Here is a 25,490-nt window from a genome sequence, read left to right as displayed (position 1 = left end):
GCGCATTGGTCAGAACGCCAGAAGCGCTGCGTGAAGGCGCGGCTTTCGAAACTCCGGCGCAAAGCGCCGAACCGAAAAGGATAAGACATGTCCAGCATTCTGACGAATACCAGCGCCATGGTGGCGCTTCAGACGCTCAAGGGAATCAACGCCAATCTGGCAAGCACCCAATCGGAGATCTCGACCGGCAAGTCGGTCGGCTCGGCCAAGGACAATGCCGCGGTCTGGGCGATCTCGAAGGTCATGGAATCCGATGTGAAAGGGTTCAAGGGAATCGCCGACAGCCTCGCGCTCGGCGATTCGACGGTGGCTGTCGCCCGCCAGGCTTCGGAGACGATCACCGATCTTCTGACCGAGATGAAAGGCAAGATCGTCGCGGCCCAAGGCTCGAATGTCGACCGTGAGAAAATCCAGGAGGATATCGTCGCGCTGCGCGATCAGATCTCGTCGGTGGTGGGCGCGGCCCAGTTCAACGGGCTGAACCTGATCGAAGGGGCCGACTCGGTCTCGATCCTGTCGTCGCTCGACCGGCAGGCCGATGGCAGCGTGCAGGCGGCGCAGATCAGCGTGTCGCGCCAAGATCTGACCTCCACGGACGGCGCTCTGGGGACGGGCGCGGGGCTGACGGATCTCTCCTCCAACGTGACGGCAACCTCGACCACGCTCTCGAGCGCGGCGATCCGCGATGACGGCGCCGGGACCCCGACCGACGCGGATATCTCGCTGACCGGCGATTTCAGCGGCGACTCGCTCTCCTTCAATATCGGGGGAACGACGGTCAGCTTCGCGGCCGGGGATCTGAGCGCGACGAATACCACGGCGGCGCAGACCATCGCCGACGCCATCAACGCCGCCCAGATCGACGGGATCACGGTGGCGAACAATGCCGGCACGCTCGAATTCTCGTCGACGCGCAATTTCGACACGACCGCCATCACGGTGACTCAGGGCGGGGCGAGCGCGGGGACGCTCGGGGCCACCAGCGTCACCCTCGATCAGCGCGCGGAAAGCTTCACCTTCGCCAATGTCACCGTCAATCAGGGCGACGGCTATCAGTTCGCGCTCTCGAACGGCATCACCGCCAGCTATGTCGCGGGCGCCGGCGAAACGATGGAAGACGTCGTGAAAGGGCTGAAGGTCGCCATCGATTCCGAGGTGAATGCGGATATCGCCACGAAAGTGAGCAAGAACGGGTCCGACCAATGGGTGCTCGAGATCGCCAATGAAAACGCCTCGGCGGCGACGGTGACGATCACCGCCAATGACGACGCGAATGACAACGCGGTTCAGACGGGCGGTCTTTCGGGGCTCGACGATGTTGATGTGACGAGCGATGCGGGTGCGCAGGCGGCGCTCGATAACATCGAGACGATGATCCAGAACGCGACCGAGGCGGCGGCCTCCTTCGGTTCCGTGGCGAGCCGGCTCGAAACCCAGACCGCGTTCATCTCGAACCTGACCGACGCGATGAAGGCGGGGATCGGGGCTCTCGTCGACGCCGATATGGAAGAGGCCTCCGCGCGCCTGCAGGCGCTCCAGACCCAGCAGCAGCTCGGCATCCAGGCGCTCTCGATCGCCAATCAGCAGCCGCAGAACATCCTCGCGCTGTTCCGCTGATGAAGGGAGGGGGCGCCTTGGCGGCGCCCTCGCCACCGCGGCCCGGCCGCACTTCGACAGTTCCAGTCACAGGAAGGATGTCCCGTGTACGCGACGACCCTGGCCAAAACGGCCTATGACAATCCTGACCAGCCGGTGCGCACCGCGCGCGGTACCGAGTTCGAGCTTTTCGCCCGCGTCACCCGTCGCCTCAAACAGGCTGCGGGGGCGGGGAAGACGGCATTCCCCGCGCTCGCGCAAGCGGTCTATGACAATCGCCGTCTCTGGTCGGTATTGGCCGCGGATGTGGCCGATCCCTCCAATGCGCTGCCGGCAGAATTGCGGGCGCGGTTGTTCTACCTCAACGAATTCACCCAGACCCATAGTCGCAAGGTGCTGGCTGGCGGGGCCTCGCCCGAGGTTCTCGTCGAGATCAACACCGCGATCATGCGCGGATTGCGCCAGCAAGGGGAAAACACATGAGTGGCCTCGTCCTCAAACTCGCCCCGAAAGAGCGTGTGCTGATCAACGGCGCGGTCATCGAGAATGGCGAGCGGCGCTCGCGGCTCGCGATCATGACGCCCAACGCCAATATCCTGCGCCTGCGCGATGCGATTCATCCGCATGAAGTGAACACGCCGGTCCGCCGGGTCTGCTACATCGCGCAGCTCGTGCTCTCCGGCGATGCCGATCCCGAGGAGGCGAAGATGCAGCTCCTGCGCGGGATCGAACAACTCAGTCAGGTTCTCACCGATCACGACAGCCGCACACAGCTCAACGCGGCCACCCTCGCCGTGATCGACAACCAGTATTACCAAGCGCTCAAGGCCCTGCGCGGGTTGCTGCCACGCGAAGAGCGGCTGCTCGCGGCGCGCCCGCAATGAGCTACCGGCCGGTCCTCACCTCCTCCGGTTCAGCAGGCTGGGCGTTCCTGAACCGTACGCTCTCCCGGCAACAGGCGGCGTTCAACAGCTCGGCAGAGATCCGACGGGAGTCCGAGTATTTTCGAGACAGGATCGACACGATCCGGACGCCCGAGGCGCTGGTCGGCAATCGAAGGCTGCTCTCCGTCGCGCTCGGCGCATTTGGCTTGCGCGAGGATATCGACAACCGGTTTTTCATCCGCAAGGTTCTCGAAGAAGGCTCGCTCGATCCCGGTGCGATCGCCAACAAATTGTCGGACAAGCGCTACCTCGCCCTCACCAGGGCCTTCGGCTTCGGGGATTTCGACACACCGCGCACGGCGCTCTCGGATTTCGCCGATGAGATCCTTGCGCTTTACGAACGACGCGAATTTGAGACGGCGGTTGGCGAGGCGGATAACGACATGCGTATCGCGCTTGCCTTGCAGCGCGATCTGCCGGAGCTCGCCCGGCAACAGAGTTCGGAGGCGACGAAATGGTACACGATCATCGCCTCACCGGTGATGAGCCGCGCCTTTCAGGCCGCGCTGAGCTTGCCCGACAGTGTCGCCTCTCTCGATGTCGATCAACAGTACCGCATCTATTCGGAAAAAGCGGAACGCGTGTATGGCTCGCCCGATCCCGCGCAATTCGCGGATCCGGCGCGACTCGAGGCCTTCACGCGGGATTTTCTGCAGCGCGCCCAGCTCCGATCCTCCGCCACGATGAGCGCGGGTGCTTCAGCGCTGCAATTGCTTCAAACCGCTGCACGCGGGGGCTTGTCGTTGAGGCTCTGATCAGCCGAAGCCGGGGGCGAGCCGCAACTCGCCGGTCGCGATGCCGCGCCAGTTGCGTTGGGTGCCGGTCAGCAGGCGGTCGACGACGGGATGGTTCCGCTCGAGAGCGCCGAGCCGGATCAGGAGCGCGGTGACCGCCGCCTCGGAGGCGCGCGTCCCCCCATCCATGATCTTGAGCGCGATGCCGCGTTTCTGTTCGGGCAGGATGGCGACGAACACGGCTTCCGCCCCCGTCTTGACCGCGACACGGCCGCCCATCGCGTGCATCAGCTCGGTGCAGGCGCGTCCTTCGCCCGCGACCATCTCCGGGAACTGGGCCATGGCGCGGGCCAGACGGGCGGCGGCGGCCTCGCGCCGGGATCCGGCGGGACTGGCCGCGGCGAAGAACTGCATCGCGCGGGCGAGCCCCGTGATGCTGGTGGCGAAATTCGGCGCCGAGCAGCCATCGATCCCGAAGCCGGGAGAGGCCTCCTGGGTCACGTCTTCGAAAGCAGATTTCACCGCTTGCTGGACCGGGTGCGACATATCGACATATTCGGGTCCGCCCCCCAGATGCCGGTTGAGCGTCAGGAATCCAGCATGCTTGCCCGAGCAATTGTTATGGATCTGGCAAGGCGCCTCGTCCGAACAGGTCAGGCGCCTGCGCTCCTCGCGGTCGCGCGGCATATGGGCGCCGCAGCGCAGGTCGGCCTCTCCCATGCCGAGCGCGTGGAGCCATTGCGCCACGCCATCGCGATGCAAAGCGGCGCCGGAATGGCTCGCACAGGCCAGGGCCAGTTGCCGATCGGTGAGCCCCGCCGCCTGCGCCGCCCCGCTTTCGATCAGAGGAAGCGCCTGGATCATCTTCACCGAGGAGCGCGGGAAGATCACGGCGTCCGGGTCGCCCCACGCCATCTCGATCCCGCCGGGGCCGTAGATCACGGCATGGCCAAGGTGCTCGGATTCCAGCATCCCGCCCCGCCACAACTCGATCATCGGTATCGCGGTCGCCATTTGCTCCTCCCATGCGCGAAATCTCGCCGTCGCGGGGTTTTCCCGCTGGGCATTTTCAGGTTAAACGGGTGATATCGAGTGGAAAACGCATCCGCCATCAGAAAAAGGGTGACCGACCCTGGCGATGCAGAGGCAGAACGGCAGCTGGAGGCTGTAAGCATGATGAAAATGGGTCTGCAAATTGCGGCGATCGTTGCGCTTACCTTCGGTGCGACGCAGGGCGCCATGGCGCAGGACAGCACCAATCGCGTGGCCGCGAATACCGATTGGAGCGTCTTCGTCGACGACAACCCCAAGGAGTGCTGGGGCGTGTCGAAACCGAAAAAGACGGTCAACACGAAGGACGGGAAGACAGTGCAGGTGCGCCGCGGCGACATCCTGCTCTTCATTACCTACCGGCCCGGAAAGGCGCCGGAGATTTCCTTCATGGGCGGCTATCCCTTCGAGAACGGGTCGACCGTCGAGATGGATGTGAGCGGGCAGAAATTCACGCTGTTCACCGACGGGGAAGGCGCATGGGCGGGCTCGCCCGAGGATGACGCGAAGATCGTCGCGGCGCTCAAGGCGGGTGCGGATGTGACGCTCACGGGCCATTCGAGCCGGGGCACCCAGACGCAGGACACCTTCTCGCTGATGGGCTTCACCGCCGCGACCGACGAAGCCGAGAAACGCTGCAAGTAAGCCCCGCGTGATCCACGCTCGGAGCCCCGGTCTTCCGCCGGGGCTTTCGCCTGTACGGCGATTGCGCATACCCCCTGTTATCGCAGGGCCGAATCTCCTATATGAAGCGCTTCAATCAAGGAAACGCGCCATGACCCAGCCTTCGGCTCCGATCACGCAAGACGTGCACACGATCCCGCGCAAGCTGCCCGAGGGCGGCAAGGTGAACCTCGTCGGTCTCACCCGCGACCAGCTGCGCGCCGCCCTGATCGAGGCGGGCACGTCCGAGAAGCAGGCGAAAATGCGCGTCGGGCAGATCTGGCAATGGATCTATCACTGGGGGGTGCGCGATTTCGCCCAGATGACCAACCTCGCGAAGGATTACCGCGCGATGCTGGCCGAGCGGTTCGAGATCCTTGTGCCCGAGATCGTGTCGAAACAGGTCTCGATGGATGGCACCCGGAAGTATCTTCTGAAGATCGCGGGTGGGCACGAGGTCGAGGCGGTCTACATTCCCGAGGAAAGCCGCGGCACGTTGTGCATCTCGAGCCAGGTGGGCTGCACTCTGACCTGCTCGTTCTGCCATACCGGCACGCAGAAGCTCGTGCGCAACCTGACCGCGGGCGAGATCGTCGGGCAGGTGATGGTCGCGCGCGACGATCTGGAGGAATGGCCGCAACCGGGCCAGCCCAAGGAAGAGACCCGCCTCGTGTCGAACATCGTCCTGATGGGGATGGGCGAGCCGCTCTACAATTTCGAGAATGTCCGCGACGCGATGCAGGTGGTGATGGATGGCGAGGGGATCTCGCTGTCGCGCCGCCGGATCACGCTCTCGACCTCGGGCGTCGTGCCCGAGATCGCCAAGACCGCCGAAGAGATCGGCTGTCTGCTCGCGATCTCCTTCCACGCGACGACCGACGAGGTGCGCAACAAGCTCGTCCCGATCAACAAGAAATGGAATATCGAGACCCTGCTCGATACGCTGCGCGACTACCCGCGGCTGTCGAATTCCGAACGGATCACCTTCGAATATGTGATGCTGAAGGATGTGAACGACAGCGACGAGGATGCGCGGCGTCTGGTGAAGCTGATCTCGGGCATCCCCGCCAAGATCAACCTCATCCCGTTCAACGAATGGCCGGGCGCCCCCTATCAGCGCAGCGATTGGGAGCGGATCGAATCCTTCGCCGATATCATCTACAAGGCGGGCTATGCCTCGCCGATCCGCACGCCGCGCGGCGAGGATATCATGGCCGCCTGCGGGCAGCTCAAATCCGCCACCGACCGGGCCCGCAAGACCCGCGCCGAGATCAATGCCGAGGCCGGCCTCTGAAGGAACCCGCCCTCATGCGTCGGCATTGTTTCCCGAGGGATAATCAGCCGGAGACAGCATGACGCGAGAGGCCATCGCACTCCTGCCCATAGCCGAAACCGCTGACGGCCGAGAGCGTCGCACCGGTGTGGAGATCGAACTCGGGGGTCTTACCGAGGAACAAATCGCCCGCCTCGCCGCGCGCCATCTCGGGGGGGAGGCGCGCCGCCTTTCGGGCGACGACTGGGAGGTGCGCGGCACGCGGATCGGCGATCTGAAGGTGTATCTCGACATCTTCCTGCGCAAGCATGCCGATGTGGCGCTCGCAGCCCTCGGGCTCAAGATCGGCCGCGAAGTCATTCCCGTCGAGATCGTGACCGATCCGCTCACCCGCGACGGGCTTATGCAACTCTCGGAATTCATTGAATTGCTGCGCAGCGAAGGTGCGGAGGGAACGGGTCGCTCGCTGCTCTACGGTTTCGGGCTTCATCTCAATCCGGAGATCGCAAGCGCACAGGATCGCGATATCGTGCGCCCGCTTCTTGCCTATGCGCTGATCGAGGAGTGGATGCGCGCGATCCATCCGATCGAGCGCACGCGGGAATTGCTGCCCTTCACCGCGCCCTTCCCGAAACGGCTGATCGGCGATCTCGCGCGTCTTGGGCCCGACGCCTCGCTCGAACGCGTCATCATGACCTACCGTTCGCATACGCTGTCGCGCAATCACGGGCTCGATATGCTGCCGGTCTTCATCCATCTGCGGCCCGACCTGATCGCGCCGGAAGAGGGCAGGGGTGGCACGGTCTCGCCGCGGCCCACCTTCCATTTCCGGCTGCCCGATTGCCGGATCGACGACCCTGACTGGTCGCTCGACACGGAATGGCAGCGCTGGTGGCTGGTCGAGGCGATCGCGGCCCGGCCGCAGCTTCTCGAGACGCTCTGTCGTGAATGGCTGGCCGAGAAATCGGGCGTCCAGATTCTGGGCAGCCGCTGGGTCGCGCGTTGCGGCGCGCTGCTGGACGAGGCCGGGCTCTCATGAGGCCCCTGATCGGCATCTCGACCTCGCGCCGCACCGGGTGGCGGGTCTACCCCTTCATCGCGGCCGGGGTCTGGATGGCGGGCGGGCGTTCGGTCCGCTGGGTCGCCGACCGGCGCGCGGAGGTGGCCCATGTCGACGGCATCATCGTCGGCGGCGGCGATGACATCTCGCCCGAACTCTATGGCGGCGATCTGGTCCAGTCCGCGGTGCTCGACCCTGCGCGCGACGAGCTTGAGCGCTGCCTCGTCGAGGAGGCGATGATCCAGGACAAGCCGGTGCTCGGGATCTGTCGCGGGGCGCAGATGATCAATGTCGCGCTTGGCGGCACGCTCCATCAGGATGCCTATGGCCATTACGAGGCGCGCCGGATCACCACCATCTTGCCGCGCAAGGATGTTCGCGTCGAATATGGCACCCGCCTCGCCGCGCTTGCGGGGACCGATCCGATGCGGGTCAATGCGCTTCACAGCCAGTCGGTGAACCTGCTGGGGGAAGGGCTGCGCATCGCCGCGCGCGACATTTCCGGCATGGTGCAGGCGGTCGAACGGGTCGAGGAGCCTTTCGCGCTCGGCGTTCAGTGGCACCCCGAATATCTCACCTATGCCTCCCGGCAGCGCGCGCTTTTCCGTGCGCTCGTGGCGGCGGCGCGGGCCCGGGCGGAGCACCGCGCGCAGCTGCCCGAGGTGAATGCGGAAGCCGAAGCCCGTTCGGGAAGGTGAGCCTTCCCCCGGACCGGGATCATCCGCAACCGGTGTAATCCCATCCGTCGATCACCGCCTCGGCCTCCTCGGCGGTCTCGACGAAGCTCACCAGCTCCACATCCTCGGGCGAGATCGTGCCCGCCTCTTTCAAGCGTTCCCAGTTGATGATCTCGTTCCAGAATTCGCGGCCGAAGAGGATGAAGGGGATCCGCGCCATGCGGTGGGTCTGGATCAGGGTCAGCGCCTCGAACATCTCGTCGAGCGTGCCGAACCCGCCCGGGAAGACGCAGACGGCTTTTGCGCGCATCAGGAAATGCATCTTCCGGATCGCGAAATAGTGGAAGTTGAAGCTGAGATCGGGGGTGACGAACTCGTTGGGGGCCTGTTCGTGCGGGAGCACGATGTTGAGGCCGATCGACTGCCCGCCCGCCTCGTGAGCACCGCGATTTCCCGCCTCCATCACGCCGGGGCCGCCGCCGGTGCAGATCACGAATTCCCGTCCGTAGCTCTCCATCGAGCGCCGGGTCATCGCCGTCGCGAAGAGGCGCGCCTGCTCGTAATAGCGTGACAGCTCGGCAAGGAAGGGCGTTCTCGCGCTTTCGCGGCGCTCGGGGGCGGGAATGCGGGCGCCGCCGAACATCACGACCGTGCTCTCGATCCCGCGCTCGTCCATGATCATCTGCGGTTTCAACAGTTCGAGCTGCAGGCGCACCGGGCGCAGCTCCTCGCGCATCATGAAATCGACATCGGTGAAGGCGAGCCGGTAGGCCGGGGCGCGTGTCTGCGGGGTATCGGGAATCCGGTCCGCCGCCGCCGCATCCTCGTGCGAATGACGGAAAGGGTGCGTCGTATCGTCCTTCATGGGGGTCCTGCTCATTGCGCGATCTGCAAACTCCAACTATAGCCTGTACCCCGTAAAGGCCACCTGAAAGAGGAAGACCGACATGTCCAACGCCGCGCTGGAAGCCGCGATCGAAGCCGCCTGGGAGACCCGCGACACGATCACCCCCGCCACCAAGGGGGAGACCCGCGAGGCGATCGAGGACACGCTGAACGCGCTCGACAGCGGCACGCTGCGGGTGGCCGAGAAACAGGCCGACGGCAACTGGCATGTCAACCAATGGGCCAAGAAGGCGGTGCTGCTGGGCTTTCGCCTGAAGGACATGGAAATGCAGGAAGGCGGCCCGCAGGGCGGCACCTGGTGGGACAAGGTCGACAGCAAGTTCGCGGGCTGGGGCGAGACCCAGTGGAAGGCCGCAGGCTTTCGCGCGGTGCCGAACTGCATCGTCCGCAAATCCGCCTATATCGCGAAAGGCGTGGTGTTGATGCCCTCCTTCGTGAACCTCGGCGCCCATGTCGACGAGGGCACGATGGTCGACACCTGGGCCACCGTCGGGTCCTGCGCGCAGATCGGCAAGAACGTGCACCTCTCGGGCGGCGTCGGGATCGGCGGCGTGCTCGAGCCGATGCAGGCCGGCCCTACCATCATCGAGGATAACTGCTTCATCGGCGCGCGGTCCGAGGTGGTCGAGGGCTGCATCGTGCGCGAAGGCTCCGTCCTCGGCATGGGCGTCTATATCGGCAAATCGACCAAGATCGTCGATCGCGAGACCGGCGAAGTGATGTATGGCGAAGTGCCGCCCTATTCGGTCGTGGTCTCGGGCTCGATGCCCTCGAAGAACAACGTGAACCTCTATTGCGCGGTGATCGTGAAGCGCGTGGATGCGCAGACCCGGTCGAAAACCGGCATCAACGAGCTGCTGCGTGACTGACGTTCCGGAAAAACCCGCGAAGAAACCCTCGCGCCAGCAGGTCTATACCCTGCTGGTCGAGGTCGGCCGCGCGCCGGGTGACGGCTTGCCGAAAGGCGCGTCGGGCGCGGGGCTGCTCTGCTATGCGAGCGGGGTGGACGAGGCCGAGGCGGTGCGTGAAACCGTGGCGATCCTCAAGCAGGCGGAGCTCGCGCCTCTCGACGTCACCGGCTACGGCACGCTCGAGGAGCGCGAGAAGCAGGGTCACGAGATCGGCGAGGATGAGCGCGAGCTCATGCAGCGCGCGCTCGACGAGAACTCGGTGATCGTGGCGCAGATGACCCCGTTCTACGGCGACGACAAGACGCCGCTGCAATAAATCGCCGGTGCCGATCACGCCCGTTGAAACGGGCCCGCGCGTTGATAGACTGATGCTCAAAGGGCATAGAACCGCGGGCAGCAGCATGACATATTCTGGAAAAATTATCCCACTGACATTCCTGGCTTTTTCGGGGCTGGCGGCATGTGCCGATCCGCCCGAATCCTCGCCCAGGCCGATGCCGAGAGGGGCAGCGCCCGTGGCCGATCCCATCCCCGCCACCGATGCCGCGACCGAGGCCCGTTTCGAGGCCTGGCTCGCCGGGTTCAGGAAACGCGCTCTGGCCGAAGGTATTTCCGACACCACCTGGCGCCGCGCCACTGCCGGGATCCGCTACAATCCGAAGGTGATCGAGCGCGACCGGTACCAGGCCGAGTTCACCCGGGCGATCTGGGACTATCTCGACAGCGCGGTCTCGCCCGAGCGGGTGGCTAATGGACAGGAGATGCTGCGGCGTTACGGCCCGACCCTGGACCGCATCGAGCGGCGTTACGGCGTCGAGAAGGAGGTCGTGGTCGCGATCTGGGGCATGGAGAGCCGCTACGGCGCCCATCGCGGCAGCACGGCGATCATCCCGGCACTCGCGACGCTTGCCTATGACGGGCGGCGCGGTTCGTTCTTCGCCAAGCAGCTGATCGCCGCGCTGCGGATCATCCAGGATGGCGATGTGGATGCGCGCCACATGACCGGCTCCTGGGCGGGGGCGATGGGCCACACGCAATTCATCCCGACCTCCTATCTCGCCTATGCGGTCGATTTCACCGGCGATGGCAAGCGCGACATCTGGTCGGAGGACCCGACCGACGCCCTGGCCTCGACCGCGGCCTATCTGGCGCGCTCGGGCTGGTCGAAGGGGCAGCCATGGGCCGTGGAGGTGACGCTGCCGCCGGGGTTCAATTACGGTCTGACCGGCAAGGGAGTGAGCAAGAGCCCGTCGGACTGGGCGACGCTCGGCGTGCGCTCGGCCACCGGCGGCATGGTGCCCAATTATGGCTCGGCGTCGATCCTCCTGCCTGCGGGCGCGAAGGGGCCGGCGCTGATGATCTTCGGGAATTTCCGGGCGATCTCGCGCTACAATTCCGCCGATGCCTATGTGATCGGGGTCGGTCACCTCTCGGACCGGCTCAAGGGCAAGGGGCCTTTCGTGCAGGATTGGCCGCGCACCGGAAAGCCGCTCTCGAGCGATCAGAAGGTCGAACTGCAGGAGCGGCTCACCGCGGCCGGTTTCGACACGCAGGGGACCGATGGCAAGATCGGCGCGAACACGACCGAGGCGATCGTGGCCTATCAGAAATCGCGCGGGTTGCCGCCGGATGGATATGCGACGCTCGAGCTTCTGCAGGTGCTGCGCAAAAGCTAGGGGCCGTGGCGGTCAGGGCCGCGGGCTGACGCCGATCACGACCGGGTGCAGGTGGTAGAGCGCCGCCCAGATCGCCAGCGCGATGGCGAGCCGCAGGGCCGCGGGGAGCCCGCGCGGCCGCCAGCGTCCCGAAATCAGCGCGGTGCCCGGCACCAGCCCGGTATGGGCCACCAGCCGCCGCCATTCCTCCGCCCCCCGGAGGCGGCGTTTGCGAGCCTCGATCATGCGCATGCCCATCAGGGTGAAAAGGCCCGAGCCCCCGAACAGGATGACATGGGCGAGATCCCCGTTGGCGATCAGATGCGCGCCCGACCAGATCAGGATCGCCCAGAGAAGCGGCTGGCGGGTGAGCCCCGCGATGCCGGGGCGGGACGGGTCGAACCCCATCGCGCGGCCTTCGAAGGCGAAGGGATTGGGCGCCGCGACGCCGAAGCTCCCGAGCAGGATCGCCACCGGCATCGCGATGTTCACGAGCCAGCGCGCCCAGGCCGTCTGCGGCCAGAGTTCCACATAGGGAGCGCGACCTGCCGCGAAGATCAGCCAGAAGAACAGCACCGTCGAAAGCAGGGCGAAGCTCAGGGTCCAGCCGCGCCGCCCCAGCACGCGCACGAAGCCGGATTTGAGCTGCGGCATCGAGGGGATCGCATGCGATGCGAGGAAGAGCAGCCCCGCAGCGATGAACTCACCCCATCCGCCCATAATCCCCGAGCGCCTAGCGGCGCGCCTCCTGCTTCGAGATCTGCACCGCGAGGATGCCGCCCGCGATCACCGCGACGCCGAGCGCGTCGTGCCAGTCGAGCTTCTCGCCCAGCACCAGCGCCGCGATCGCGACGCCGAAGACGGGGGTCAGGAAATGGAACGTGGCCGCGCGCACCGCGCCGATCCGCCCCACCAGCCGGAACCAGACCCAGGTGGCCATCAGGCCGGGCACGAGAACCGTATAGGTGAAGGCAAGCGCCAGTTTCGGCGTGACGGCCACGGAGAGATGTTCGGTCAGGAGGGAGACCACCGCGAGGCTCGCCGCGCCGACCAGCATCTGGAGGCCGACGATCATCAGGACGCCGCCGCCACCGCCGCTCGCGCCGCGCACGGTGAGGGTGGCGACCGCCAAGGCGAGGGCCCCCGCGACGCAGAGCGCAAGCCCGACCGGGTCCACTCCGCCCTGAAGCCGCGCACCCATGATGATCGCGACGCCGCCGAAGCCCGCGACGAGCCCCGCCATGCCGAGCGGCGGGATCCGGTCACGAAAGACGATCCACCCGAGGGCCCCCACGATCAGCGGCATGGTGGAGGCGATGATCGCCGCGACCGAGGCCTCCACCTTCGTCATCGCGACCCAGTTGAAGCCCAGATAGAGCGCGTTCTGGCACAACCCAAAGATGATCGTGGCACGCCACTGGGCGCGGCTCAGCTTCCAGCTCTGACCGAAGGCGAGAGCCAGTGCGACGCCGATTGCGCCCGAGATCAGGAACCGGACCGAGAGGGCGGCGAGCGGCGGAGCTTCGGCTACGATGATATGGGTCGAGGTGAAGGCCGATGACCACATCACGGCGAAGGCCAGCCCCATTCCGATCGCGCGCAGATCCATGTATCCTCCGAACCGAAAGAGGGCGCCCCGATTTCTCGTGGGCGCCCTCGAAGCTTCTGTCCCTCATCCAGGAAGAGAGGGCCTATCAGGCGTTGACGCTGTCCTTGAGCGCCTTGGCAACGGTCACTTTGACCTGCTTGTCGGCCGGCTTCTGCATCTGCTCGCCGGTGGCCGGGTTGCGGACCATGCGCTCGGGGCGCTCACGGCAGTAGACTTTGCCAATGCCCGGCAGGGTGACGGCGCCGCCGTTGGACACTTCTTTGGTGACGATCTCGGTGATCGCGTCGAGCGCGGCCGAAGCGGTCTTCTTGTCGGCATCCATCGCCTCGGCGATCGCTGCCACCAACTGGGTCTTGGTCATCGGTTTCGACATTTTCGTTCCTCTCTTCGCCCCGCTGCTCCGGGGTCAATTTCGTCCGCATCTCACGGTTGGTGGGCCATGTTCGACACGTTTTTATTGAGCATGGCAAGCCCTTTTCCCGGTTTCCTGACGATTTTCCTACGTCACAGGAAGGCTGTTTCCTCGAAGCTACGCAATTTCCTGCTATGGATCCGCTCGAGCGGCATCTCGCGAAGTTTCTCCATCGCGCGGATCCCGATCAGCAGGTGATTGGCCACCTGCGTGCGGTAGAATTCCGTCGCCATCCCGGGCAGTTTCAACTCGCCGTGGAGCGGCTTGTCGGAGACGCAGAGCAGGGTGCCGTAGGGCACGCGGAAGCGGAACCCGTTGGCCGCGATCGTCGCGCTTTCCATGTCGAGCGCCACCGCGCGGGAGAGGCTCAGACGGTGGACCGGGCCGGACTGGTCGCGCAACTCCCAGTTGCGATTGTCGATCGTGGCGACGGTGCCGGTGCGCATGATCCGCTTCAGCTCGTAGCCTTCGAGCTTGGTCACCTCGGCGACCGCTTCCTGAAGGGCGACCTGCACCTCGGCGAGCGCCGGAATCGGCACCCAGACGGGCAGGTCGTCATCAAGGACGTGATCCTCGCGCAGATAGGCATGGGCGAGGACGAAATCGCCCAGTTGCTGCGAATTGCGCAGGCCCGCGCAGTGCCCGACCATCAGCCAGGCATGGGGGCGCAGCACCGCGATATGATCGGTCGCGGTCTTCGCGTTGGACGGGCCTACCCCGATATTGACCAGCGTGACCCCCTGACCGTCGGGCCGCTTGAGGTGATAGGCCGGCATCTGCGGCAATTTCGCGAGACCGGGAATGTCCTCCTGCGGGTCGTGGATCTCCTGGTTGCCCGGCGCGACGAAGCTCGTGTAGCCGTTCGAGGGATCCGCCAGCATGTGCCGCGCGACCTGTTCGAACTCGTCCACGTAGAACTGGTAGTTGGTGAAGAGGACGTGGTTCTGGAAATGCTCCGCCGCGGTCGCGGTGTAATGCGAGAGCCGGGCGAGCGAGTAATCGACGCGCTGTGCGGTGAAAGGCGCAAGATGGCCCGAGCCGTCGGGATTGGGGCCGGCGCTGCCGTTGACGATATCGTCGTTCATCCCGGCGAGGTCGGGCACGTCGAACACGTCGCGCAGGCTGAAATCGAGCACCCCTTCCTGCGGTACGGTCACTTCCGGATGGGCGGCGACGGCGAAATGCACCGGGATCGGCGTTTGCGACACGCCGATCTGAACCGGGACGCCGTGATTGCGGATCAGAAGCCCCAACTGCTGGGTGAGGTAGTTTCGGAACAGATCCGGCCGGGTGATCGTGGCGGTGTAGGTGCCCGGCAGGGCGACGTGGCCGAAGCTCAGGCGGCTGTCGGATTTCGTATGCGAGGTGACCGAGATCCGCACCTCGGGGTAATAGGCGCAAAAGCGGGCCAGTGCCTTGCCGCTCGCCAGCGTCTCGTTGAACTTGTCGAGCAGGAAGGCCGTCGCTTCGCCATAGAGTTCCTCGAGCCGCGCAACCGCAGCCTCGGCATCCATGAAGGTTTCGGAGGGCCTTGCCTCGGGGCTGATTATGTCCAGGGTCTTGTTCATTCAAAAAGGTCCGTCAGTTCAAAGCGCGTCACGTCCACCAGCCCAAGATCCGAAATCCGGATCTCCGGGATCACGACGAGCGCGAGCAGGGAATGCTGCATGTAGGCGTTGTTGAGGCGGCAACCACATTCTGCCATCGCTTCGACCATGCGCCCGGCGCGGCTTGCGACGGTTTCGGCCGGATCGTCCGACATCAGACCGGCGATCGGCAGCGGCACCGAGGCGATCTCGGCCCCGTCCTTCCAGACGGAGACCCCGCCGCCCATCTCGCCAAGACGGTTGGCGCAGGCGGCCATCATCTCGCGGTCGGTGCCCACGACGATCATGTGGTGGCTGTCATGGGCGACGGTGGAGCCCATCGCCATGCGGCCCTTGTAGCCGAAGCCCGAGACGAACCCGTTGGTCACCCCGCCGGTGCCGCGATGCCGCTCGACCAGCGCGATCTGGGCGATGTCCTTCTCCGCATCCGGCTGGGCGAGTCCATCGGTCACGGTCAGCTCCGCCGTCAGCGCCTTGGTCGGCGCCTGGTTCTCGACAACGCCGATCACGCGGGCGGTCACCGTGTTGGCGCCCTCGGGGGCGTCGATCTCGAAATCGGAAGCGGTGAGCGTCTTGCCCAGATGCACGGTGTTGCGCGCGCTTTCGGGCCAGTCGAGATGCGGGCACTCGGTCAGAAGCTCGCCATCCTTCGCGACGGTCACCCCGCGCGCGATCACCTGCTCGACCGGCAGTGTCGCGAGGTCCGAAGTCAGGATCAGATCGGCGCGGCGTCCAGGGGTGATCGAGCCCAGCTCGCGTTCCAGCCCGAAATGCGTGGCAGTGTTGATCGTGCACATCTGCAGCGCCACGAGTGGATCGGCCCCGCACTCCACCGCATGGCGATAGACGCGGTTCATATGCCCGTCATGGACCAGCGTGCCCGAGTGGCAATCATCGGTGCAGAGAATGAAATTGCGCGGGTCGAGACCCTTTTCGGTCACGGCGGTGATCTGGGTCTCCACGTCATACCACGCCGAGCCCAGCCGCATCATCGAGCGCATGCCCTGACGCACCCGTGCGATGGCGTCAGCCTCGCAGGTCCCCTCGTGATCGTCGGCGGGCCCGCCTGCCGCATAAGCCCGGAAGGGCGCCCCCAGATCGGGCGATGCGTAATGCCCGCCCACGGTCTTCTGCGCGGTCTGGGTCGCGGCGATCTCGGCCAGCATCTTCGGATCGGCCCCGATCACGCCGGGAAAGTTCATCATCTCGCCCAGACCGATGATGCCGGGCCATGTCATCGCCTGGGCCACGTCCTCGGGGGTGATCTCGAAACCGGTCGTCTCGAGCCCCGGTGCGGAGGGCGCGCAAGACGGCATCTGGGTGAAGATGTTCACGGGCTGCATCAGCGCCTCGTCATGCATCATCCGCACGCCCTCGAGGCCGAGCACATTCGCGATCTCATGCGGGTCGGTGAACATGGTCGTGGTGCCGTGCGGGATCACAGCGGCGGCGAATTCGGCGGGGGTCAGCATGCCCGACTCGATATGCATATGCGCGTCGCACAGGCCCGGCACCATGTAGCGCCCCTCGGCCTCGATGACCTCGGTCTCGGGTCCGATACTGTCCGACAGGTCTGGCGCGATGGCGGCGAACCGGCCCTCGGCCACGGCGATATCGTATCCGTCGAGCACTTCGCGGGAGTGGACATTGACCCATTTGCCACCCCGGATCACGAGGTCGGCAGGTTCGCGCCCGGCAGCCACGGCAATCAGGCGCGGCGCGGCTTCGGGCCAGGATTTGATCTTGTTCTTCAGTGCCATGTCGCAGCCTGTCACCCAATGCAGGAAGGTTCAAGAGACGTTGTTATACGCGCGCGGCGGCGCTACATCTTTCCCATGACAGACCCATCTGAACCGCGTGTGACGATCACCTACTGCACCGGCTGCAACTGGCTGCTGCGTGCGGGCTGGATGGCGCAGGAACGGCTCTCCACCTTCGGAGATGAACCGGGCGAGGTCGCGCTGAACCCGGGCCATGGCGGTGTCTACGAGATCTGTCCGGGATCCGAGACGATCTGGGAGCGCAGACGCGACGGCGGGTTCCCGGACGCGGCGGAGATCAAGTGGCGTCTGCGCGACAGAATGGAACCGGGCCGGGATCTCGGCCATATCGACAGGGGGTCGAAATGAAGGTGCTGCTCTCCATCGGCCACGGCTATTCGGCACGCGCGCTGGCCCCGCATCTGCTCGCGCGCGGATGGCGGGTGATCGGGACGACGCGGAGCCCCGAGAAGGCCGCGGCATTGCGCGGGGAAGGGGTCGAGCCGCTGATCTGGGATGGCGGAGATCTGCCGCTCGATCAGGCGACGCATCTGCTGACATCCGTGGCCCCCGGCCCCGATGGCGACCCGGTTCTCGCTGCGCAGCATGAGGCGATTGCTGCGGCGCAGCATCTCGACTGGGTGGGCTATCTTTCCACCGTCGGGGTCTATGGGGATCACGCGGGGGGATGGGTCGACGAGGCGACGCCCCTATCGCCCTCCACGGCGCGCGGACAGGCGCGGGTGGAGGCCGAGGCGGCCTGGGGGGCGCTGGCCGCCGCGCACGGGCTCCCGCTGCATATCTTCCGGCTCGCAGGGATCTACGGCCCCGGTCGCGGGCCGTTCGAGAAGGTCCGCCAAGGCAGCGCCCGGCGGATCATCAAGGAGGGGCAGGTTTTCTCGCGGATCCATGTCGAGGATATCGCGCAGGTGCTGCTGGCCTCCATCGAGGCCCCCGATCCGGGCGCGGTCTACAATCTCTGCGATGACGACCCCGTACCGCCGCAGGACGTGATCGCCTATGCCGCCGAGTTGCTCGGCCTGCCGCTGCCGCCCGAGGTGCCCTTCGATCAGGCCGATCTGAGCCCGATGGCGCGCAGTTTCTATGCTGAGAGCAAGCGGGTGCGAAACGACAAGATCAAGCGCGATCTCGGGATCTCGCTACGCTATCCCGATTACCGCGCGGGGCTGAGGGCGATGCTCGATCAGGCAGGCTGAAGCTCGACCCGTTTCTCGCGCACCGGAAGGTGGACGAGCGCCGAGAAGGCTCCCACGCCGACGCCGACCCACCAGACCAGCGTGTAATCCCCGTAGATGTCGTAGAGCTTCCCGCCCAGCCAGACGCCGAGGAAGGCGCCGACCTGATGCGAGAAGAAGACGATTCCGTAAAGCGTGCCCATGTAGCGCAGCCCGTAGATATGCGCGACGAGGCCGGAGGTCAGCGGCACGGTCGCCAGCCACAGCGCCCCCATCGCGAGCGAGAAGATCAGCACCGTCGCAGGGGTCATGGGCGTGAGGATGAAGGCGCCCGCGACGATGGTGCGGAGGAAATAGACCCCGGCGAGGAGGTATTTCTTCGACCAGCGCTTGCCCGCCCAGCCCGCGTAGATCGTGCCCGCGATATTGGCCAGCCCGATCACCGAGATCGCCGCCGCGCCGAGCGCCGAGGTCGTCTCGATCCCGAGACCCGCCAGCAGCGAGCCGGGCGGCACCGCGCCGCACATCTCGGTCACCATCGCGGGGAAATGCGCGGTGATGAAGCCCAGCTGGTAGCCGCAGGAGAAGAAGCCGAGGAAGATCAGCGTGTAGGACGGATCGCGAAAGGCGCGCATGAGGACCGCGCCCATGCTCTCGGCAAGCTCCTCGCGGCTCGCGCGTTCGGGGGCGCGGATCAGCGGCAGGAAAGCGAGCGAGGCGAGGATCACCACGGCGAAGATCACGAAGACGGTCTGCCAGGGGAAATGACCGAGCAGAAGTTCGGCCATCGGCGCGCCGAAGACCTGACCGGCCGAACCCGCCGCGGTCGCGACACCGAGCGCGAGCGAGCGGTTCTCGTCCGAGCTGGCGCGGCCGACGACGGCCAGGATCACCCCGAACCCGGTGCCCGCGATGCCGAAGCCCACGAGGATCTCGAAGAGCTGGTGCTGTTCGGGATGGATCGCGAAGGAGGACAGGATCAGGCCGGCCGCATAGGTCAGCGCGCCCAGCACGATCGCAAGCCGGTCGCCCCAACGTTCGGCGATCGCCCCGAAGATCGGCTGGCCGATGCCCCAGGCGAGGTTCTGCACCGCGATCGCGAGAGAGAACTCCGCGCGCGGCCAGTCGAACTCGCTGGCGATCGGGATCTGGAAGACGCCGAAGCTCGCGCGGATGGCGAAGCTCAGCATCAAGATCACGGCGCCGCCGATCAGGACCGGCGTGAACAATCGGGTCTGGGTCATGTCGAGTCTCCCGGCGGATCTCCCCTCCGCATCGGGCGGATATTGCCGCGCGCGGGCCACAGGTCAATAACGGGCTTGTCGCGGTCACAATCGCGCGGGCGACTTGCACCCCCCGGCCAGTCATGGCCCAATGCCGCCAAACAGACGGGGAGACAGGATGTACACGGTCATCGGAACGGTCGGTTCGCGCACCTTGCGGGTGCTGTGGATGCTCGAGGAACTCGGGCTGGACTACGAGCATGTGCGGGCGGCACCGCGCTCGGAGGATGTCGTGGCCTTCAACCCGGCGGGCAAGGTGCCGGTGCTTGTCGTCGACGGCACGCCGATCACCGATTCGACCGCGATCATCACCTATCTCTCGGATGCGCATGGGCGCCTGACCCACAAGCCGGGCACGCTCGACCGGGCGCGCCAGGACAGCCTGACGCAATTCCTGCTCGACGAGTTCGACGCCAATCTCTGGACCGCCGCGCGCCACAGTTTCATCCTCCCCGAGGAGCTGCGGCTGTCGGGAATAAAGAACAGCCTGCGGTGGGAGTTCGAGCGGTCCCAGCACACGCTGATTCACCGGATGAGCGAAGGCGATTTCGTGATGGGCGAGGAGTTGACGGTCCCCGACATCATCCTCGCTCATTGCCTCGACTGGGCTCTGATGGCGAAATTCCCGATCGTCGAGCACCGGCTGAGCGAGTATCACGCGCGGATGCGGGCGCGTCCGGCCTACAAGCGGGCCGTGGCGAAGCGCGACGGGTAGAGACGGCGCCACGCTATCCACCGCCGGACGGCGACAACGAACGCCCAAAGAGGGGGCGCTGCCCCCGTCTGCCTTTCGACAGACTCCCCCGGGATATTTCGATCAAGAGGAAGAGAGCAGCCTTTTCGCGGCGGCTTGGCCGGCATGGCGTCCCGAGGCGAGGCAGGCCGTGAGGAGATAGCCGCCCGTGGGCGCCTCCCAGTCGAGCATCTCCCCCGCCGCGAAGACGCCGGGGAGCGCGGTGAGCTGGAGCTCGTCCGAGAGGCTGTCCCAGGCGATCCCCCCGGCGCTGGAAATCGCTTCCTCGAGCGGGCGCGGCGGGCCGAGCGGGACCGGCAGCGCCTTGATCCGCGCGGCGAGCTCGTGCGGTTCGGCGGGCAGGGGGCGGCCCCATTCGAGAGCGAGGGCGAGCTTGACCGGGTCGAGTCGGGCCCCCTTGCGCAGTCGGTTCTTCAGGCTCTGTTTCGGTGGAATGCGGGCGAGACGTCCGGCGAGATCCTCGAGCGAGAGATCGGGGACGAGGTCGAGCGCGAGGGAGGCGCCGTCGCGCAGTTCGGACGCGATCTCGTAGATGCCGCCGCCTTCGATCCCGCGCGCCGAGATCACAAATTCGCCGCGGGTGCGGCGGGTGGGCGTGATGAGCGCCGCGCCCTTCACCGGCTGGCCGAGGAGGTCGGTCATATGGGCTGACCAGTCGATCGCGAAGCCCATGTTGGAGGGCTGGAACGGGGCGATGGTGACGCCTTTCGCGGTGAGCCATGGTACCCACGCGGCATCCGAGCCCAGGCGCGGCCAGCTCGCGCCACCCAAGGCGAGGACCGTGACATCGGGTGCGAGGATCCGCCGACCGTCTGGTGTGTCGAAGACGAAGCCATCTCCTTCGAACCCTTGCCAGCGCCAGCGCGTGCGGATCGTGACGCCGAGATCGGCGAGCCGTTTCGTCCAGGCCCGCAGCATCGGCGAGGCTTTCATCTCGACCGGGAAGACGCGGCCGGTGGAGCCGGTGAAAAGCGCGACACCGAGGCCGCGGGCGAACTCCATCGCCGCGTCGGGGCCGAAGGCGCGGGTGATCCCGGCGATCTGGGGGTGCGAATAACGGGCGAGAAACGCCTCGATCGGCTCGTCCTTGGTCAGGTTCAGCCCGGACTTGCCCGCCATCAGGAATTTGCGCGCGAGCGTCGGTTTCGCCTCGGCCAGCGTGACGGAGAGGCCTGCGCGGGCGAGTTCCTCGGCGGCGATCATTCCGGCCGGGCCGCCGCCGATGACGAGCGCCTCTTTCACCGCCTTCGTCACCGCCGTGCCAGCATCGCGAGCCGCATCAGCGCGCGCTCCATCACCGCCATCTGCGGGGCGCGGCTCGCCGAGCGCAGGGTCAGATCGGCCTCGACCAGTTCCTTCAACGCGGTCTCGAGCTTGTACATGCCCCAGCTTTGCGCCTGCCGCTGCATCCGGTCGCGGCGCGGGCCGAAGACGGGGGGGCGGATGCGCGCGATGCCGGAGCCGGGGCCCTGCGGGTCCGAGGCGGCCGCGTGAAGCGCACGGAAATGGCGCATCGCGGCGATGGCGAGTTGCACGGGCTGCACGCCCTGGCTCTCGAGCCGCCGCATCACCGGGCCAAGCTCGGGGGCGCGGCCCTCGGCCACGATGGCGAGCACGTCATCGACGCCCGCCTCGACCGAGGAGGGCGCGCAGGCGGCGACATCCGCGGGGCTCAGCGCGCTGTCGTCGCCAAACTTGTAGAGCGCGATCTTCTCGACCGTCTGGCGGAAATCGCCCGGATCGAGCGCGCGCGAGAGCGCCACGAGATCGGTCATCGCCTCTGCCGAGATATCGCGCAGACCGGCGCGGCGCAGAATGTCCTCGATCTCCTCGCGCGAGGGCGGATCGTCATAGATCCCGATGCAATAGGCGTTCTTGTGACTCTCGAAGGCCTTGCGCAGCTTCGATTTCGCGGTGAGCGACCCGGCGGTGACCACGATCTGCGCATCGCCCTCGCGCCATTCGGAGAGCGCGGTCGCGACCGCATCGGCCACCGCATCGGTCGCGTCCTCGAGAAAGGCCACGCGCGGGCCGGGGAAGAAGCCGACCTCCTTGATCGCATCGAGCAGAAGCGAGGGGGATTTGCGCAGATCGGCCCCCGCGATGCGGCTCAGGCGCATCTCTTCCTCGCCCTGCGGTCCGATCAGCGCGGCGATCACCTCCTGGCGGCGCAGGGCCACGCGCATGGCATCCATCCCGAAGATCAGCAGGCCGGTGCGCTCGGGTTCGGGTTTGGCGAAATAGCGAGTCGCTGCGACGCCGGTCAGTTTCATTGAGGCAGGCTCGAGGCTTGGGCCAGCAAGCGGGTGACGATCTGGTCACCGAGGATCCGCATCAGCCGGCGATGCGCGTCTTCGCGGGCGGCATCGGAGGCCAGAACCGTGCCGGTCGCGGACCAGGAGGTGAAGGAGTTCACCCGCCCCGTCAGCAGCACGGCGTCGCTTGCCGCATCGCGCAGGGTGTAATCGATCTGGCCGTTGAGCTGGTAGCGGGTCGTGGAGTTGTCGGGCGCGATACCCTCGCCGATCGCCTCGGTCGAGATCGTGTAGCTCAGGCGGTAGCGCTGCGGATCGGCGGGGCCGAGCCGGGCCTTGAGGTGCTGAACCAGTTCGAAGGCGTCGCGGGTTTCGGGCGCGTCGGGTTCGACCCCGCCGAGCAGCTTGGCCGCGCCGCCCTGCGGGCCGTAGGCGGGGGTGAAACCGCAGCCCGCGAGCGCAAAGACGCCCGCGAGACGCAGGAAGGTTCTCCGGTCAGATGACCACATTGACGATTCGCCCCGGCACAACGATCAGCTTCTTGGGCTGGCCACCGGCCAACGCCTTGACGACAGCTTCGTCCGCGAGAACCAGCTTTTCAACCTCTTCCTTCGGCATGTCCTTGGGCACCGAGATCTCGGCGCGGCGCTTGCCGTTGATCTGGATCGGCAGGGTCACCGAATCCTCGACCAGCAGGGCGGGATCGGCCTCGGGCCAGGGGGCCGCGATCACGAACCCATCGCCGCCCAGCATCGACCAGACTTCCTCGGCCAGATGCGGCACCATCGGCGCCATCAGCTGTGCCATCAGCTTCATCGCGTCGCGCTTGGCGTCCGTCCCGGCCTTCGATTTCGACAGCGTATTGGTCAGACCGTAGAGCGTGGCCACCGCCTTGTTGAAGGCGAAGCCCTCGATCGATTTCGTGAGCTCGTCCACCGCCTTGTGGGTGGCCTTCATCAGCGCAAGATCCTCGGCCTCGTTCGCGGGCGCGTCCGAGGTGGCGATCTCGTCCGCGATGCGATGAACGCGGGCGAGGAATTTCGCGGTCGCCTCGGCGCCGGCGGCGGTCCATTCCACGTCGCGCTCGGGCGGGCTGTCGGACATCACGAAGAAGCGGGCGGTATCGGCGCCGAACTCGGCGATGATGTTCATCGGATCGACGACGTTCTTCTTCGATTTCGACATCTTCGCCGAGGGGATGATCTCCACCTTCTCACCGGTCGCGCGCAGCGTTCCGGCCTCGCGGTCCACCTCTTCGGGGAGGTGATAGACGGGGCGGTTCTTCGCGTCACGGGTCAGGTAGATCTCGTGCGTCACCATCCCTTGCGTGAAGAGCGCGTTGAAGGGCTCGATCGCCTTCGGGGGAAGGTGGCCGGTCTTGTGCATCGCGCGCGCGAAGAAGCGCGAATAGAGCAGGTGCAGGATCGCGTGCTCGATGCCGCCGATATACTGATCGACATTCATCCAGTATTCGGCCTCGGCCGCCTCGGTCGGCGTCGCCGCATGGGGCGAGGTGAACCGCGCATAATACCAGCTCGAATCGACGAAGGTATCCATCGTGTCGGTTTCGCGCTTGGCGGGCGCGCCGCATTTCGGGCAGGCGCAGTCGCGCCAGGTCGGATGGCGGTCGAGCGGGTTGCCGGGAACCCCGAAATCGATCGGCTTGCCGCCCTCGTCATAGGGCAGCTCGACCGGAAGGTTCTCCTTCTTCTCGGGAACGACACCGCAGCTCTCGCAATGCACGACCGGGATCGGGCAGCCCCAGTAGCGCTGGCGCGACAGGCCCCAGTCGCGCAGGCGGAACTTGGTCACGCCCTGGCCGATGCCGTTTTCTTCGCAGAACGCGATGGCTGTGGCGACACCCTCTTCGCCGGTCTGGATCTCGTCGCCCGCGAAACCGCGGACATAACGGACCTTCTCGGATTTCAGCGGGACATATTCGCCCTCCGGGTACTCGCCCTCGAGCGGCTCGAAGACCGGCGTGATCGGCAATCCGTATTTCGTCGCGAATTCGAAATCGCGCGCGTCATGGGCCGGACAGCCGAAAATCGCGCCGGTGCCGTAATCCATCAGGATGAAGTTGGCGATATAGACTGGGAGTTCCCACTCGGTGTCGAGCGGGTGGCGGACCCGAATCCCGGTATCCATGCCCAGCTTCTCGGCGGTTTCGATCGCCTCTTCGGTGGTCCCGCCCGCCCGGCATTGCGCAACGAATTCCGCGATCTTGGGATCGTGGCGCTCGAGATGCTTGGCCAGCGGATGATCGGGCGAGATCGCGGCGAAGCTTGCGCCCATCAGCGTGTCGGGCCGCGTCGTGTAGACCTCGAGACGGTCGAAGCCCTCGGGCGCGTCCACCGTCGAGAACGCGAATTGCAGCCCGCGCGACTTGCCGATCCAGTTGGCCTGCATCAGGCGCACCTTCTCGGGCCAGTCCTTCAGATTGTCGAGCGCCTCGAGCAGCTCCTCGGCGTAATCCGAGATCTTGAAGAACCATTGCGTCAGCTCGCGCCGTTCGACCTCGGCGCCCGAGCGCCAGCCCTTGCCGTCGATCACCTGTTCATTGGCCAGCACGGTCATGTCGACCGGGTCCCAGTTCACCACCGCGTTCTTGCGATAAACCAGACCTGCCTCGAGCATGTCGATGAACATCGCCTGCTGCTGGCCGTAATAGTCGGGATCGCAGGTGGCGAATTCGCGCGACCAGTCGATCGACAGGCCCAGCGGCTTCATCTGGTCCTTCATCACGGCGATATTGCCGTAGGTCCAGTCCTTGGGGTGGCCGCCCTGTTCCATCGCGGCGTTCTCGGCGGGCATCCCGAAGGCGTCCCAGCCCATCGGATGCAGCACCGAGAAGCCCTTGGCCATCTTGTAGCGCGCGACCACGTCGCCCATCGTGTAGTTGCGCACATGGCCCATGTGGATGCGGCCCGAAGGGTAGGGGAACATCTCGAGCACGTAGTATTTCGGCTTGGTCGGATCGCGGCGCGCGGCGAAGAGATCGGCCTCGTTCCAGGCCTCTTGCCATTTCGTCTCGCTCTGGCTCGGTTCGTAGCGTGCCATGTCAGGCCCCCATCACGTCGAATTCTGCGCGTGCTTGCTACACTGGGCACGGGGCCAAGGTCCAGCCGCCGCTGTCATCGGGACA

26 protein-coding genes are annotated in these 25,490 nt (G+C 66.0%); 14 read left to right on the top strand and 12 right to left on the bottom strand.

All coding sequences use genetic code 11. The annotated features are described in order from the left end of the window. Positions 1–87: 87 nt before the first annotated feature. From DW2_RS15110 to DW2_RS15095, 4 genes are all read left to right on the top strand, one after another. Complete coding sequence (locus DW2_RS15110; protein WP_038147903.1) at positions 88–1,617, top strand: flagellin; 1,530 nt, start codon at positions 88–90, stop codon at positions 1,615–1,617. Between the two features lie 84 nt (positions 1,618–1,701). Then, complete coding sequence (gene flaF / locus DW2_RS15105) at positions 1,702–2,079, top strand: flagellar biosynthesis regulator FlaF (protein ID WP_038147902.1); 378 nt, start codon at positions 1,702–1,704, stop codon at positions 2,077–2,079. Continuing rightward, a complete protein-coding gene (gene flbT, locus DW2_RS15100) occupies positions 2,076–2,480 on the top strand; it encodes a flagellar biosynthesis repressor FlbT (protein ID WP_038147901.1) in 405 nt (134 codons plus the stop codon). Before flaF ends, flbT begins: the two co-directional genes overlap by 4 nt. Next, positions 2,477–3,295 carry a DUF1217 domain-containing protein gene (locus DW2_RS15095; protein ID WP_038147900.1) on the top strand — a complete coding sequence of 273 codons (819 nt, stop codon included), beginning with the start codon at positions 2,477–2,479 and terminating at the stop codon, positions 3,293–3,295. The genes flbT and DW2_RS15095 overlap by 4 nt, the downstream gene beginning before the upstream one ends. Here the strand turns inward: DW2_RS15095 and DW2_RS15090 are convergent, their stop codons facing one another. Then, positions 3,296–4,288, bottom strand: coding sequence for an asparaginase (locus DW2_RS15090; protein ID WP_038147899.1), 993 nt, complete (start codon positions 4,286–4,288; stop codon positions 3,296–3,298). It abuts the gene before it with no gap. A 159-nt stretch (positions 4,289–4,447) separates the two neighbouring features. On the opposite strand from DW2_RS15090, the gene DW2_RS15085 reads away from it, so the two are divergent. From DW2_RS15085 to DW2_RS15070, 4 genes are all read left to right on the top strand, one after another. Continuing rightward, complete coding sequence (locus tag DW2_RS15085) at positions 4,448–4,969, top strand: invasion associated locus B family protein (protein ID WP_038147898.1); 522 nt, start codon at positions 4,448–4,450, stop codon at positions 4,967–4,969. 130 nt (positions 4,970–5,099) lie between these two features. Next, positions 5,100–6,281 (top strand): dual-specificity RNA methyltransferase RlmN, encoded by a 1,182-nt coding sequence (gene rlmN / locus DW2_RS15080; RefSeq protein WP_038147897.1) that lies wholly within the window; start codon positions 5,100–5,102, stop codon positions 6,279–6,281. Between the two features lie 58 nt (positions 6,282–6,339). After that, on the top strand, positions 6,340–7,299 hold the full coding sequence (locus DW2_RS15075) for an amidoligase family protein (RefSeq protein ID WP_038147896.1): 960 nt from the start codon (positions 6,340–6,342) through the stop codon (positions 7,297–7,299). Continuing rightward, the gene (locus tag DW2_RS15070; protein WP_038147895.1) at positions 7,296–8,018 is read left to right on the top strand and encodes a gamma-glutamyl-gamma-aminobutyrate hydrolase family protein; all 723 of its coding nucleotides are present in this window, start codon (positions 7,296–7,298) and stop codon (positions 8,016–8,018) included. The genes DW2_RS15075 and DW2_RS15070 overlap by 4 nt, the downstream gene beginning before the upstream one ends. 19 nt (positions 8,019–8,037) lie before the next feature. Here the strand turns inward: DW2_RS15070 and DW2_RS15065 are convergent, their stop codons facing one another. Continuing rightward, a complete protein-coding gene (locus DW2_RS15065; RefSeq protein WP_038147894.1) occupies positions 8,038–8,862 on the bottom strand; it encodes an LOG family protein in 825 nt (274 codons plus the stop codon). Positions 8,863–8,944: 82 nt separating this feature from the next. Between DW2_RS15065 and dapD the strand changes: the two genes are divergently transcribed. The 3 genes from dapD (at position 8,945) to DW2_RS15050 (ending at position 11,490) form a co-directional block, all read left to right on the top strand. After that, on the top strand, positions 8,945–9,772 hold the full coding sequence (dapD, locus tag DW2_RS15060) for a 2,3,4,5-tetrahydropyridine-2,6-dicarboxylate N-succinyltransferase (protein ID WP_038147893.1): 828 nt from the start codon (positions 8,945–8,947) through the stop codon (positions 9,770–9,772). After that, positions 9,765–10,130: a hypothetical protein gene (locus DW2_RS15055; RefSeq protein WP_038147892.1), complete on the top strand. Its 366-nt coding sequence runs from the start codon at positions 9,765–9,767 to the stop codon at positions 10,128–10,130. The genes dapD and DW2_RS15055 overlap by 8 nt, the downstream gene beginning before the upstream one ends. Before the next feature lie 85 nt (positions 10,131–10,215). Further along, the gene (locus tag DW2_RS15050; protein ID WP_038147939.1) at positions 10,216–11,490 is read left to right on the top strand and encodes a lytic murein transglycosylase; all 1,275 of its coding nucleotides are present in this window, start codon (positions 10,216–10,218) and stop codon (positions 11,488–11,490) included. Positions 11,491–11,502: 12 nt separating this feature from the next. Here the strand turns inward: DW2_RS15050 and DW2_RS15045 are convergent, their stop codons facing one another. From DW2_RS15045 to ade, 5 genes are all read right to left on the bottom strand, one after another. Further along, positions 11,503–12,189, bottom strand: a complete 687-nt coding sequence (locus tag DW2_RS15045; RefSeq protein ID WP_038147891.1) for an NnrU family protein — start codon at positions 12,187–12,189, stop codon at positions 11,503–11,505. 13 nt (positions 12,190–12,202) lie between these two features. Beyond that, entirely contained in the window at positions 12,203–13,078 is an 876-nt protein-coding gene (locus DW2_RS15040) for a DMT family transporter (protein WP_038147890.1), read from the bottom strand. 85 nt (positions 13,079–13,163) lie between these two features. Further along, the gene (locus tag DW2_RS15035; RefSeq protein ID WP_038147889.1) at positions 13,164–13,451 is read right to left on the bottom strand and encodes an HU family DNA-binding protein; all 288 of its coding nucleotides are present in this window, start codon (positions 13,449–13,451) and stop codon (positions 13,164–13,166) included. Between the two features lie 131 nt (positions 13,452–13,582). Then, positions 13,583–15,058, bottom strand: a complete 1,476-nt coding sequence (locus tag DW2_RS15030; protein ID WP_051856147.1) for an AMP nucleosidase — start codon at positions 15,056–15,058, stop codon at positions 13,583–13,585. Next, positions 15,055–16,857, bottom strand: a complete 1,803-nt coding sequence (gene ade / locus DW2_RS15025) for an adenine deaminase (RefSeq protein WP_038147888.1) — start codon at positions 16,855–16,857, stop codon at positions 15,055–15,057. The genes DW2_RS15030 and ade overlap by 4 nt, the downstream gene beginning before the upstream one ends. A gap of 75 nt (positions 16,858–16,932) precedes the next feature. Here ade and DW2_RS15020 point away from each other — a divergent pair, with 75 nt between their 5' ends. Together DW2_RS15020 and DW2_RS15015 are read left to right on the top strand one after the other, a co-directional pair. Further along, a complete protein-coding gene (locus DW2_RS15020; RefSeq protein ID WP_038147887.1) occupies positions 16,933–17,226 on the top strand; it encodes an Rdx family protein in 294 nt (97 codons plus the stop codon). After that, a complete protein-coding gene (locus DW2_RS15015; RefSeq protein WP_038147886.1) occupies positions 17,223–18,074 on the top strand; it encodes an SDR family oxidoreductase in 852 nt (283 codons plus the stop codon). Before DW2_RS15020 ends, DW2_RS15015 begins: the two co-directional genes overlap by 4 nt. Here DW2_RS15015 and DW2_RS15010 read toward each other — a convergent pair. Next, a complete protein-coding gene (locus tag DW2_RS15010; protein ID WP_038147885.1) occupies positions 18,062–19,297 on the bottom strand; it encodes an MFS transporter in 1,236 nt (411 codons plus the stop codon). The two genes, DW2_RS15015 and DW2_RS15010, sit on opposite strands and share 13 nt — an antisense overlap. A 157-nt stretch (positions 19,298–19,454) precedes the next feature. Here DW2_RS15010 and DW2_RS15005 point away from each other — a divergent pair, with 157 nt between their 5' ends. Continuing rightward, the gene (locus DW2_RS15005; RefSeq protein ID WP_038147884.1) at positions 19,455–20,051 is read left to right on the top strand and encodes a glutathione S-transferase family protein; all 597 of its coding nucleotides are present in this window, start codon (positions 19,455–19,457) and stop codon (positions 20,049–20,051) included. 102 nt (positions 20,052–20,153) lie between these two features. Here DW2_RS15005 and DW2_RS15000 read toward each other — a convergent pair whose 3' ends face one another. From DW2_RS15000 to leuS, 4 genes are read right to left on the bottom strand one after another with little or no spacing between them, the layout of a single operon-like run. Beyond that, complete coding sequence (locus DW2_RS15000) at positions 20,154–21,344, bottom strand: TIGR03862 family flavoprotein (protein WP_081875012.1); 1,191 nt, start codon at positions 21,342–21,344, stop codon at positions 20,154–20,156. Continuing rightward, a complete protein-coding gene (holA, locus tag DW2_RS14995) occupies positions 21,341–22,363 on the bottom strand; it encodes a DNA polymerase III subunit delta (protein ID WP_038147883.1) in 1,023 nt (340 codons plus the stop codon). Before holA ends, DW2_RS15000 begins: the two co-directional genes overlap by 4 nt. Further along, a complete protein-coding gene (lptE, locus tag DW2_RS14990) occupies positions 22,360–22,854 on the bottom strand; it encodes an LPS assembly lipoprotein LptE (RefSeq protein ID WP_038147882.1) in 495 nt (164 codons plus the stop codon). Before lptE ends, holA begins: the two co-directional genes overlap by 4 nt. Next, positions 22,841–25,405 carry a leucine--tRNA ligase gene (leuS, locus tag DW2_RS14985; RefSeq protein ID WP_038147881.1) on the bottom strand — a complete coding sequence of 855 codons (2,565 nt, stop codon included), beginning with the start codon at positions 25,403–25,405 and terminating at the stop codon, positions 22,841–22,843. The genes lptE and leuS overlap by 14 nt, the downstream gene beginning before the upstream one ends. Positions 25,406–25,490: the final 85 nt, after the last annotated feature.

Source organism: Thioclava atlantica (assembly GCF_000737065.1).
GTDB classification, from domain to species: Bacteria; Pseudomonadota; Alphaproteobacteria; order Rhodobacterales; family Rhodobacteraceae; genus Thioclava; species Thioclava atlantica.
This window is presented reverse-complemented; position numbering and strand designations above follow the sequence as displayed.